The sequence below is a fragment of the Acinetobacter sp. YH01019 genome (assembly GCF_013420285.1).
Taxonomy (GTDB): Bacteria; Pseudomonadota; Gammaproteobacteria; order Pseudomonadales; family Moraxellaceae; genus Acinetobacter; species Acinetobacter gandensis.
In genome coordinates, this window is the sequence record NZ_VOYM01000084.1 from 1 (window position 1) to 11,353 (window position 11,353).

An 11,353-nucleotide genomic window follows, 5' to 3' on the forward strand; every position below is an offset into this window, starting at 1 on the left:
GCCGAATGGCGCCTTAGCAGAGGCTTGAGCCGTGTGCTGGGAAACTCGCATGCACGGTTCTTAGGGGGTTGGACGTAGGTAACTGCGTCTGACTACCCGACAATCAGATGCGTCCCTGGGCGTTGGGGCGCAAGAACTGGCTGTTTGCAGGTTCGCTGCGCAGTGGTCAGCGAGCGGCAAACATCATGACATTAATCCAGTCAGCAAAGCTGAATGGGCTGGATCCGTATGCCTATTTAAGTGATGTGCTGAAAAGGCTACCGACACATAAAGTGACCCAGATTGAAGAATTGCTGCCACATCGTTGGAAACCTGAACCGAATTAAAAAATAGACATGGGGTTCAGCGGACGCTTACATTTAATTAGATATTATTTTTAATAGGGTAAAGTTTGGCGCGCCTTGGGGGGAGTATGCAGAAAAATAAAGGATTTACGTTAATTGAATTGATGGTGACGATTGCTGTGATGGCGATTATTGGCATGATGGCTGCGCCTTCGTTTGGAGATATGATTGTTCGCCAAAATTTAAAGAAAAGCACAAATGAACTTATTGGGGTATTAAATCAAACACGTGCAAAGGAAGTGTTGGAGCGTAGAAACATAGATGTCAATTTGAATTTAAAAGAAACAGATACATTACCTATAGATACTGCCACAGTAGTGAATTGGATGCCTCATGGTAAAACACATTTAACGTCTGCAAGTGAAACAACAATTAGATATGGCTTAAGTGGTGGAGTAGTTGGCGCAACAACAGATACTAGCTTTGTTTTGTGTTCTATTGCTGGGGGTAAATCTCAAATAATTAGTGTTTCCAAAATGGGAACGATTCAGCAAGTTGTTGAGGGTACATGCTAATGATTAAAAAGAAGAATCAACAAGGCGTTGGCTTAATTGAAGTATTGGTAGCTCTTTTGATCCTTGCAATAGGGGTGATGGGTTTTATTGCTTTGCAATATAGAGCTATCGAGGCAACTGCTGAAAGTGGCTCGCGAATACAAGCAATCAATTTAGCACGTGATTTGGCTGAAAGAATGCGAGTAAATCGTGGTGCTGAAGAGGTTTATGCTTTTCAGCTGAATACTGCAAATACTCAGCGAGTTTTCCCAACAAATTGCTTTAATGCGAATTGTTCTAGTACCGATTTGGCTGATTTTGATGTTGCTCAGATTGCAACAAAAGCAAGAGTTATTGGAATGTCTGTTAATTACTTACCATGCCAAGGAAATACGGATAGCCGTAGATGTATTTATGTTGCGTGGGGTGATACTTCTGCTACTGATGGTGCTGAAGCGGGGAACTGTACAACAGGGGCTAGCTATGAACAGGAATCAACATGTTTGATTATGGAGGTTTACTAAATAAACCCAATTAAACAAGCAGGCTTTACCTTAATTGAATTGATGATTGCATTAGCTCTAGGTTTGGTAATTGTTGCAGCAGCCACAATGCTCTTTCTGACAAGTTCGCGTAGCCAAGCATTACAGCAAGGACAGGCTAGTTTGCAAGATGATGCTAATTTTGGGTTGAATTATATTGTGAAAGATATTCGGTTAGGAAACTTAAATACAGTTCAATCTAGCATTAACGATTTGACAACTTATGGTGGGGTGGTTTTTCGTTCATCTTCAAATTCTGTTGAAGTAAGTGGTGTAAAACGTGCAAATTTACCGATAAGTTTAGATGGAAATTCTGTAAATCAAACTCTTTTAAGTAGAAGCAGTGGTCTTTCAGTTGGTACAGCTCCACAGTGGACAGGAGTTTCTAATGTACAAGGGGAAGCTAGTGATCAGCTTACAATTCAATTTGTCCCTCAATATATTTTGGATCATAAAAATACGGCAACTGAAGCAGATGATGTTTGGTATGGCGGATCAGATTGTGAGGGTAATGAACTTGAATTTACTCTTGCAGAAGGTCGACATGTTGTAGTTCAGCGTTATTTTTTAAGAGCAGATACTAATAATAGCACTAGTGAGCCTAATTCACCTTTGGCATTGGCATGTGATGCGGGGCATTACCCATTAGATGGGTCACCAACTGAAATTGAAGGCTTGGGGGGGCTGGTGAAATTATAATAAAAAGAGCAGATCAATTTAGAGTTTTATATTCGATTCAGTCAGGAGTAAATCATCGTTATGTTGATGCAGCAGCATACATGGCTATGGATCCCCGTCCAAGAATTTTGGCTGTTCAACTCGGGGTCTTGGTGCGTTCAAATCAGACAGTAGGTGGTGGTGCTGATTTTAAAGATGATCAAACTTTTCGGATTTTGGATCAAGAAGTAACAGTAACAACTCCTGCAGCTAGTGCTCCTAAATATGCCAGACAAGTTGTCACGCAGACAGTGTCGTTGCGCAACACTTTTGGGGAGAGAGGACAATGATAAATAAACAGCGTGGTGCAACTTTAATTGTTGTCTTATTTCTTTTACTTGCAATTATTGTTCTAGGAACTTTAGCCGTTCGCCAAAGCTTAGTGAGCTTAAATATTGCAACAAATAGTCAGGCGCAACAGCTATTGCTTCAAAACTCGGACGCAGCTTTTTTTAATGTCGAGCGTGAAGACAATATCATTCAAGCATTAAGTTCGAGTGGTATGTTCGGGTATATCAGTGGGGCTACTGATAAGGAAAAGGAAATGGTTTTTTGCTATCGCGGAGCAGAGCCTAATTTTTTTGATATTAATCGCGCCAGTTTAATTTATTGGAAGTCTGGTGAGGCAGCCCCAACAAATAATGAATTTGGTGTGGATGGATACTGTAATGCTGACGAAAGTTCGACTAACTTTTTTACCAGTGGTCGTAAGGCGGTTATGACACAAGTGGCTGTGAAATTTACAAGTATTTCAGAAAATGATCCATTTTTTGGTGCGCAATTTGGTACAGATGACAAAACAGTTAAATTTGATAGTACTAAACCTGTAAAAGTTTTTGCGGTCTCGGTTATGCCAACACTAACTAATGCATCAACAACAGATATTAATAATTGTTTTAGAAATCATATGAGTGAAGCAACTATTCCTGAAGGTACTTCAGTGGCACTAAATGCAATTTCACGTAAAACAGTGACAGAGTGTCTTGCTGATTTAAATGTTCCGTACACTTCACATGTGACTGAATATGTGATTGTTCAAGACTTTGTATAGATTTGGAGTAATGAAATGAAAAAACAAACTAAGAATTTTATTAATTCATGTCGTTATAAAGTATTAACAGCAAGTATAGCGGCAATCTCTACATTATTAATTACATCTAGTGTGGTGCAGGCAAGTGATATTGATATTTATCAAGATGCAAAATCTGGTGATATCACGTTGATGTTTATGCTCGATGTTTCAACTAGTATGAATGAAAAAGATGGTCAAACACAAACTCGTTGGCAACGTGTTCAGGTTGCTATGCGTGACTTGTTAAGTGGGAATACGGCTAAAGGAGTTGAAAGAATTGGTGATGATAAGATTATTGGGCTATCGACATTAGGTGCCATATCCTTTAATAACAAAGGTGATTTAAATTCTGGCAGCAGTAGCAGCAGAGGTGCTGTGTTAGTTCCCGCCCGCCGTTTAGATGCTAAAGTGATAGAAAATGGCGTGGAAAAAACGCAGCGTCAATTACTGTTGGATCGAGTTAATAAAATTACAATGAAAACTAGTACGCCAACAGCTAAATCTTATGCTGAGGTGATTGCATATTTAATGGGGGTTTCAACAGATGATGATGATGCAGAAAGTGGATGGAACTATTCACATTCGACAACGAAAAAAACAATAAATATGAATCACCGTCTTCTTTAACACAAAGTGAGGATATACAACAATGTAGTGGACAAGGTATTTACGTGCTTACGGATGGCGAACCTAACTCAAATAGTGGTGTGAGTAAATTGGCAAGTATTGCGATAAATAAGAGTGGATTTTCATGCACTTCTAGTAGTGATGGTTGGGATTGCACTAATAAAATGAATGCTGCATTGATTGATCCTAACTCAAATGGTAAAGGGTTAAAGTTTAAAACTGCAGTGGTTGGTTTTGGTAATGCATTTAATAATATTGCCTCATTTGATAAAACGAAAACAGAAGCAGAAAATATAGCAGCATTGGGAACTATAAATACTCATGTTAAACGTGCTGCACGTTGGGGGATTCTAGGTCAAGGCGGTTGGTACTCAGGTCAAAGTTCTCAAGATGTAGTAGAAAGTGTGAATGACTTTATTAGTAATTTATCTAAGGATATTCCTTCGGTAACAACTGGTTCACCAACAATTCCTCGTGATGCATTGAATCCTGCTGAACTACAAAATAATGCTTATTATCAAACATTTCAGCCTACCCCAAATACAAATTACCAATTATGGTTAGGTAATTTAAAAAAATATTTAGTTGGTGATAATGGAGTTTTAAAAGGTAAGAATTCGGCAACAGTATTTGAAACAGATGGTCGTATTAAAGAGCCTACTTATGATGCTAACGGAAATATTACCTCTGCAGTTTACGATTATTGGGCAAAAAGCGTTGATACGGCTGTAGAAAATAGTGATGAAAATACCGTGGGTAGTAAGAAGTTTGCTGCACGTGGTGGTGCTTGGTCACAAATGCTACTTGGAGCAAATGTTCAAAATAATGCTGAAAGAAAACTATTAACAAATCGTAAAGCAGTTGGTAACACATTTGGGGGAGCTGGTTCATTGCGTCAAGTTCAGTTAACTGATCTGTCGGATGCAACATATAAAACTGATCCGAATCGTGGCTATTTAGTTTCATTGCTTGGCTATAATATTGATGTTGCCTCACCACCAACGTCAGTGGCTAATTTAATTACACAACCTTCTTTACGTCAAATGGGTGCAGTTATGCACTCTTATCCAGTTTTGGTAACGAATAAAGGTAAGTTGGAATATAACAAGACAAAAAAGGTCATGGAATCTACTGGTCGTGAGGACTATGTATTGTTTGGGACCACCCAGGGCTTACTGCATGTGGTTGATGCGGAAACAGGTGTGGAAAGATTTGCCTTTGTACCAAATGAAATGGTTGAGAACCAAAAAGATGCTTTCCGTTTGTCTAGCGTTACTAATGGGGGGATGCAAAAGCTTTATTATGGTATTGATGGGCCGTGGAATCTTTATACGCAATATGTGGTAGATAGTTCTGGTAGCTTGGTTGTAGGAAATGGTCGTACAACAAGCCAAAAAGGTATGCAAATAGCGTACGGTGGTTTACGTATGGGTGGGCGTAGCTACTATGCATTAGATCTCAGTAATATAAATAGTCCTGAACTTCAATTTCATATTGATCCTGCAACTCAAAAAGTATACAGCGGAATAAAATCTACAACGTTTAACCCGCTTCAATATATGGGGCAAAGTTGGTCTAAACCATCGATTGGTTGGGTAAACTGGGGCGGTGAACGTAAACGAGTCATGTTAGTTGGTGGTGGATATGATGCTGGTGGTGATGATGGTGATGCACGTACAGGTGGTGTGAAAGGATTATATTCTGGCTACGAAGCACATGATTACGAACAAGAAAATAAGATTGGTGCAGGGGTCTACATGTTTGATGCCGATAATGGTGATCTACTTTGGTGGGCAAGTGATAATGTAACAAGTACATCCGCAGCAGATACCAATACAGGTGTTATAGCAACGAAGCATACTGATTTAAAATACAGTGTCGTAAGTGAAATCCGTACAGTTGATCGCGATGGTGATGATTTAATTGATCATATCTATTTTGGGGATCTAGGTGGACAATTATTTAGAGTGGATTTTGATAATAAACAAAAGTTAAAAGGCGCTGTTCCAAAAACACCAGTTAAACTTTTAACATTAAATGATGGTGCTAAAAGTCCTAGATTTTACGATATGCCAGGATTTTCTTTATATAATCAAAATGGTGAGACCTTTGCTGTAATTTCACAAGGAAGCGGTAATCGTAGTACACCAATGAAGGATTTTTCTTCTACTGAAGCAGGTTATGATTACGATGCAATTTATAATGTTTATGATAAGGATGTGGCACGTCGCGACCTATTTAATAGAACAACAAATTTATATACAGAAAACCTTCAAAAATCAAATTTAGGTGAAATAACAGAGGCAAATCGTTTTGCAAATTCAACTTTAGTTGCTCCTTATTCTGAAAAAGGGGGGTGGTTCTACAAATTTCAAAATTGTACGGCTGGTGTGGATGGTAAGCTGACAAATTGTAGTAATTATAAGAAACAAAGTGAAAAGGTCTTTGGTACACCTCTAGCTATGAACTATAAACTTTATGTATCAACGTTTGATGCAAGTAAGCCGGGTATTTCTGGTGATTGTGGTGCGGGTGTTAAAGGTGAAAGTATGCTTACTGCATTCTGTATGCCTTTTGGTCAATGTGCGACAATACTAGAGCCTTCACGTAGTGTTATTGGTGTGGGTATTCATACAGTTACTGTTGGTGGTAAAAATGGTGGCGGTACAGGTGGAGGAGAGGAATGTGAAGGAGGTACATGTCCACCAGTAGAATGCCAAGACGAATCTTGTCCACCAAAAGCGACCGGTAATACGAGTGCTACAAATTATTGTATTAATACAAGTGGTCGAATTGCTTTAACAGTGACTGGTGGTTTTGGTAATGGTGAAGCGACAGAAATGTGCCTTATCCCACAGCGTTGGTATGAAAAACTCGCGCGTAAAGCACCTTAGTGGGGGAAATATGAAAAGAACAAATTTTTTTCGAACAGGCTTTACATTAATCGAGTTGATGGTGGTGGTGGTGATTGTGGCAATTTTTGCCGCAATCGCAATTCCATCTTATCAAGAGTACATTCGTCGGTCTCAGGCAACGCAAGCTCAAGATCAAATACAACAAATTGCTATGGCATTAGATCGGCATAAATCTAGAAATTTCAATTATCAAGGTTTTGTAATGCCAACAGGTATGAATGTGCAGCCTAGAGGTGCAACGGGGGCTGCTGTAAAATATAATTTTACAGTAGTATCAGGTGTTGGTGGTCAGACATGGTTAATTACAGCTTTGGCTACAGATCCAAAGAATTACAATTTTTTAATGTCTAGTACTGGTGTACGGTGTAAAAATAAAACAGCTAATCTTATTGATTCAGCATCTATTTCATGTGGCACAGAAAATACGGGGCGTGAAGAATGGTGAATCGTATGATAAAAGGCTTCACGCTTATTGAGCTTATGATTGTTGTTGCAATTATAGGTATACTTGCTGCTATTGCTTATCCTTCCTATCAAGAACATGTTAGAAAAACAAAAAGAGCTGAAGCACAGTCTGAAATGCTTGACCTAGCAAACCGAATTCAGCGCTTTAAAATTGCAAATTTTTCTTATGTCCCATTGATAAATAATGTTGAAGTACCGATGACATTAAATGATTTACAGCATTCTGGAAATATTCCAAGTCAAGGTTCGGCTTTGTATACCATTCAATTGACTAACGTTACTGCGACAACGTGGTCTTTGATTGCAACACCAGTTACAGGAACATCTCAACAAAATGATGGCTCTATTTGTTTAAATCATCGAAGTCAAAAATTTTGGTCCAAAGGCCGAACCTGTACTATTGCAGATCTTTCTGATACTTCAACTTGGAATAACCAATAATCCAAATTCAAAACTGTGGATAAACAAAAAATGATCTTTCATTCAGGGCAAATATCACGTAAAATATTGCCCTCTATGAAAGGGGTTTGAGTTGTATCGATGGTCGGTACAAGGATAATCCGTAAAAACTATAAGGTTCTATCATGGTTGTTATTCGTCTTGCACGCGGTGGTGCTAAAAAACGTCCGTTCTATCAAATCATTGTGACTGATAGCCGTAATGCACGTGACGGTCGTTTCATCGAACGTATCGGTTTCTTCAATCCTACAGCTCAAGGTAAAGCAGAAAAACTTCGTTTAGATGCTGACCGTTTTGCTCATTGGGTTTCTCAAGGTGCTCAACCTTCTGATCGCGTTGCTTCTTTAGCTGCTCAAGCTAAAAAAGCTGCAGCTGCTGTTTAATACGGTAGTAGATTGCCCATGACACCAACACAGAATGTTCCCGAAGATCGTATTCAGATTGGACAGCTACGTTCAGCATATGGATTAAATGGGTGGCTCTGGGTCTATTCCAATACAGAACCTATGAGCAATATTTTTGACTACCTGCCTTGGTACATTGAGACCAAAGCAGGTTGGCAAATTGTAGATGTAAAACGTTGGAAACCGCATGGTAAAGGCTTAGTCGTTTCGCTAAAAGGTGTGAGTGATCGCACAGCAGCAGATGGCTTGGTTGGTACCAATGTGTGGATTTCAAAAACTCAGTTGCCTCAAGCGGGTGTAGATGAGTTCTATTGGTCAGATTTGAAAGGTCTAACAGTGTTAGGTCTAGATGATGAAGATCAAGAAGTCAATCTCGGTCAAATCCATGAAATGTTTGAGACAGGTGCTAACGATGTGATGGTGGTACGTGCCACTGCCGAAAGTGTCGATAGCGAAGAGCGTATGATTCCATGGCATAAAGATGTGGTACAGCGTGTTGATCTCGAAGCTGGTCGTATCTACGTGAATTGGGGCGTAGATTACTAATCCTTTAAGGATTGACGCAGCAGGAAAATAGAGGAATCTGCGATGTTTTTTGCAGTCATTACGCTTTTTCCTGAAATGTTTGAAGCGATTACAGCGTACGGAATTAGCGGGCGCGCAGCAAAACGTGATCTTGTGCAAGTCCATTGCATCAACCCACGAGAATTTGCTGAAGGGAACTACAAACGAGTGGATGAACGTCCATTTGGTGGTGGTCCAGGTATGGTGATGATGGCTGAGCCTTTAGCAAAGTCAATTCAACGTGCCAAAGAGCTTGCAGCGCAAGCAGGTGCAGTTCATGTTCCTGTGGTGTATATGTCACCGCAGGGCAAAACTCTAAATGAACCCGCAGTACAGCAGTTTGTCGATTACGATGGATTGATTGTGTTATGTGGTCGTTATGAGGGCGTCGATGAGCGCTTAATCCAAAAATATGTTGATCAGGAATGGTCAATTGGGGATTACGTACTCTCAGGCGGTGAACTTCCTGCGATGGTTTTATTAGACAGTATTATTCGACGTTTGCCGAATGCAATGTCTGATGAACAATCACACGTTCAAGACTCTTTTGTGGATGGTCTTTTAGACTGCCCACAATATACCAAGCCAGATCATTTTGAAGGTTTGGATGTACCAGAGGTTCTTAAATCTGGACATCATGCAAATATTGAGAAATGGCGATTTTTGCAGCGTTATCAGCGTACACTTGAGCGCCGGCCTGAATTGGTTGAGCAAGTTGAGTTGAGCAAGCAGCAAAAAAAATGGCTAAAAGATTCGCAAATTCAAAAGTAGACTCTATTTCTGAATTTGCAAAATCAGAAGCTTTGCTTCGAACAGATACTTAGAGATGACTTTAAGTATTTTAATTAGGCTCTTAATACATTGAAGTGGTCAAGTATTGAGAGAAAGTTAAACGGGTAACATGCGCTTTAGCCTCTATACCCTGCGATGATCAGACCTCTTCTGACTCGCGTAATCGGAGATACCCCATGAGCGGTAAACATCCTTTAGTACAAGCTGTTGAAAATGCACAGTTGAAACAAGACATCCCTGCTTTTGCTCCTGGTGACACAGTAGTTGTTCAAGTAAAAGTAAAAGAAGGTGATCGTGAACGTCTTCAGGCATTTGAAGGTGTTGTAATTGCTAAGAAAAACCGTGGTTTGAACTCTGCGTTTACAGTACGTAAAATTTCTAGCGGTTTCGGTGTTGAGCGTGTATTCCAAACTCACTCACCAATCGTTGCTAGTATCGAAGTGAAACGTCGTGGTGACGTTCGTCGTGCTAAACTTTACTACCTACGTGAATTGTCTGGTAAAGCTGCACGTATTCGTGAAAAGTTACCTGCTCGTAAAGTTAAAGCTTAATTTTAAGTTTTAATGAGTGAAAAAAATGCGCCTTTTGGCGCATTTTTTTATGTATATCACTTTTGAACTTATAAACCTTGCAGTTTTAAGCGGTTCGCATGTTGGCGATAGACATCCACAGGATCAGGTGCAAATAATGCTTTTAAGCCCAGTACTTGGTTTACCTCGTCCAAAAATGATTCCAGTTGTAATTGTCACGGATGGTTTTACCGAATTTCGCGCTACAGCGTGGAACAAGACCGTCATTATCCTTACCGCCATCAATCAATAAACTCGTTACTTTCAGTACTGAGTCGACATCCAAAATATTAGTGATGGTGCCAACGCCAGCAAAAGAATAATTATAGATTCCTTGTTGGGTATATGCGCCTTCACCACAAGCAGTCGTTGGCATGCCAATAGGGAAGCGTTGATTAAATTTTGCAGATCCAGCTAGACTTAAGCTATTTGCACCAGCAAGTGAATCATGTGGGAAGCTATTTGGGTCTAAACCTTGCGCCCAAACTATGGCTTTTGTTAACAGGTTCACCGCAGCAACAATAGGTGTTTCTAAAATTGGAGCAGCATCGCGAATATTTAAAATGAAGTCGGACACAGGTGAGCCTTTGTGTGGTGCACCGACTGTTGTTAATGAAGCGACATACTGCGGCTTAATCCCAGCTACATAACGAATGGTTGGTCCACCATGTGAGTGACCAATTAAATTCACTTTGGGTGACCCAGTAATGGCAATAACATCTTCGACTTGCGCTAGTAATTGTTCGCCACGGACTTCCGATGAGTTAAATGGTGAAACACGTGTTGCCCACACATTGGCACCATTTCGAGCGAGATTGGGCAAAATTTGATACCAATAATCTAAACCTATCGGGTCGGTACCAACTCGAATAAAACCAGACATACCATGTCCAAATACGATTGGATATTTGGTTTTTGCATAGTTTGAACTGGCATTGGCTGTTACCTGAGAGGCTTGCGTTGCAGCGAAGGTTGGGGCCGTGGCTAAAATTGTAGGAAGGCCGATTAAGCCCGCTATGAATAATCCATATTTCATCAAATTTTCCTCATTTTTTGTTTTAGTGCAGCATAGTAAAATCTATATTTATTAAGATGAATTTCATTATGCTGTTTATGACAATCTTACTTGTCAAATAAGAGTATAGGCAGAATTTTAGCTTATAGTGTGAACTAGTCGATGAAATGTAGGTTTGTTTGTAAGATAAACTGCATAAAAAGCCCGACACGTAGATCGGGCATTTAATGAAATATATAAGTATTTACTCTGTACACGACAAATTTCATAGGATCCTTGTCCTATCAGGCTTTTTCTTTCTTAAAATTGCTAGCACTTTCTTAAATTCTTCTTTTTTTCCAAAACCAATCAAACGTAGAATAGCCATTTGAACA

Annotated in this window: 11 protein-coding genes and 3 pseudogenes; 13 read left to right on the plus strand and 1 reads right to left on the minus strand. The window is 39.7% G+C overall.

Annotated elements, in window-relative coordinates; genetic code table 11:
• Positions 1-98: 98 nt before the first annotated feature.
• The 13 genes and pseudogenes from FTT84_RS14960 to rplS form a co-directional block, all read left to right on the plus strand.
• A pseudogene (locus FTT84_RS14960) lies at positions 99-326 on the plus strand (transposase domain-containing protein); the annotation flags it as partial.
• An 86-nt stretch (positions 327-412) separates the two neighbouring features.
• A complete protein-coding gene (locus FTT84_RS14965; protein ID WP_180058822.1) occupies positions 413-859 on the plus strand; it encodes a Tfp pilus assembly protein FimT/FimU in 447 nt (148 codons plus the stop codon).
• The gene (pilV, locus tag FTT84_RS14970; protein ID WP_373685041.1) at positions 853-1,362 is read left to right on the plus strand and encodes a type IV pilus modification protein PilV; all 510 of its coding nucleotides are present in this window, start codon (positions 853-855) and stop codon (positions 1,360-1,362) included. The genes FTT84_RS14965 and pilV overlap by 7 nt, the downstream gene beginning before the upstream one ends.
• 42 nt (positions 1,363-1,404) lie before the next feature.
• Positions 1,405-2,387: pseudogene (locus tag FTT84_RS18280) on the plus strand (PilW family protein).
• Positions 2,384-3,148: a pilus assembly protein PilX gene (locus FTT84_RS14980; RefSeq protein WP_180058824.1), complete on the plus strand. Its 765-nt coding sequence runs from the start codon at positions 2,384-2,386 to the stop codon at positions 3,146-3,148. Before FTT84_RS18280 ends, FTT84_RS14980 begins: the two are co-directional and overlap by 4 nt.
• A 15-nt stretch (positions 3,149-3,163) precedes the next feature.
• Positions 3,164-3,796 (plus strand): VWA domain-containing protein, encoded by a 633-nt coding sequence (locus FTT84_RS18200; protein WP_306669506.1) that lies wholly within the window; start codon positions 3,164-3,166, stop codon positions 3,794-3,796.
• A 44-nt stretch (positions 3,797-3,840) separates the two neighbouring features.
• Positions 3,841-6,690 carry a pilus assembly protein PilY gene (locus tag FTT84_RS18285; RefSeq protein ID WP_373685040.1) on the plus strand — a complete coding sequence of 950 codons (2,850 nt, stop codon included), beginning with the start codon at positions 3,841-3,843 and terminating at the stop codon, positions 6,688-6,690.
• 10 nt (positions 6,691-6,700) lie between these two features.
• Positions 6,701-7,156 carry a type IV pilin protein gene (locus tag FTT84_RS14990; RefSeq protein ID WP_180058825.1) on the plus strand — a complete coding sequence of 152 codons (456 nt, stop codon included), beginning with the start codon at positions 6,701-6,703 and terminating at the stop codon, positions 7,154-7,156.
• Positions 7,157-7,161: 5 nt separating this feature from the next.
• Positions 7,162-7,617: a type IV pilin protein gene (locus FTT84_RS14995; RefSeq protein WP_180058829.1), complete on the plus strand. Its 456-nt coding sequence runs from the start codon at positions 7,162-7,164 to the stop codon at positions 7,615-7,617.
• 143 nt (positions 7,618-7,760) lie between these two features.
• The gene (gene rpsP, locus FTT84_RS15000; RefSeq protein ID WP_005013161.1) at positions 7,761-8,018 is read left to right on the plus strand and encodes a 30S ribosomal protein S16; all 258 of its coding nucleotides are present in this window, start codon (positions 7,761-7,763) and stop codon (positions 8,016-8,018) included.
• 18 nt (positions 8,019-8,036) lie between these two features.
• The gene (rimM, locus tag FTT84_RS15005) at positions 8,037-8,585 is read left to right on the plus strand and encodes a ribosome maturation factor RimM (protein ID WP_180058826.1); all 549 of its coding nucleotides are present in this window, start codon (positions 8,037-8,039) and stop codon (positions 8,583-8,585) included.
• A gap of 42 nt (positions 8,586-8,627) precedes the next feature.
• Positions 8,628-9,374 (plus strand): tRNA (guanosine(37)-N1)-methyltransferase TrmD, encoded by a 747-nt coding sequence (gene trmD, locus FTT84_RS15010; RefSeq protein WP_067762980.1) that lies wholly within the window; start codon positions 8,628-8,630, stop codon positions 9,372-9,374.
• Between the two features lie 197 nt (positions 9,375-9,571).
• Positions 9,572-9,946, plus strand: a complete 375-nt coding sequence (rplS, locus tag FTT84_RS15015; protein ID WP_180058827.1) for a 50S ribosomal protein L19 — start codon at positions 9,572-9,574, stop codon at positions 9,944-9,946.
• Between the two features lie 68 nt (positions 9,947-10,014).
• Here rplS and FTT84_RS15020 read toward each other — a convergent pair.
• Positions 10,015-11,000 (minus strand): annotated as a pseudogene (locus FTT84_RS15020) (esterase/lipase family protein).
• Between the last annotated feature and the right edge of the window lie 353 nt (positions 11,001-11,353).

What these genes read in the sequence shown, in the direction of transcription:
- rimM (WP_180058826.1), top strand. Translation starts at nt 8,037, where the DNA reads ATGACACCAACACAGAATGTTCCCGAAGATCGTATTCAGATTGGACAG.
- pilV (WP_373685041.1), top strand. Translation starts at nt 853, where the DNA reads ATGCTAATGATTAAAAAGAAGAATCAACAAGGCGTTGGCTTAATTGAA.
- FTT84_RS14995 (WP_180058829.1), top strand. Translation starts at nt 7,162, where the DNA reads ATGATAAAAGGCTTCACGCTTATTGAGCTTATGATTGTTGTTGCAATT.
- rpsP (WP_005013161.1), top strand. Translation starts at nt 7,761, where the DNA reads ATGGTTGTTATTCGTCTTGCACGCGGTGGTGCTAAAAAACGTCCGTTC.
- FTT84_RS14965 (WP_180058822.1), top strand. Translation starts at nt 413, where the DNA reads ATGCAGAAAAATAAAGGATTTACGTTAATTGAATTGATGGTGACGATT.
- trmD (WP_067762980.1), top strand. Translation starts at nt 8,628, where the DNA reads ATGTTTTTTGCAGTCATTACGCTTTTTCCTGAAATGTTTGAAGCGATT.
- FTT84_RS14980 (WP_180058824.1), top strand. Translation starts at nt 2,384, where the DNA reads ATGATAAATAAACAGCGTGGTGCAACTTTAATTGTTGTCTTATTTCTT.
- FTT84_RS14990 (WP_180058825.1), top strand. Translation starts at nt 6,701, where the DNA reads ATGAAAAGAACAAATTTTTTTCGAACAGGCTTTACATTAATCGAGTTG.
- FTT84_RS18200 (WP_306669506.1), top strand. Translation starts at nt 3,164, where the DNA reads ATGAAAAAACAAACTAAGAATTTTATTAATTCATGTCGTTATAAAGTA.
- rplS (WP_180058827.1), top strand. Translation starts at nt 9,572, where the DNA reads ATGAGCGGTAAACATCCTTTAGTACAAGCTGTTGAAAATGCACAGTTG.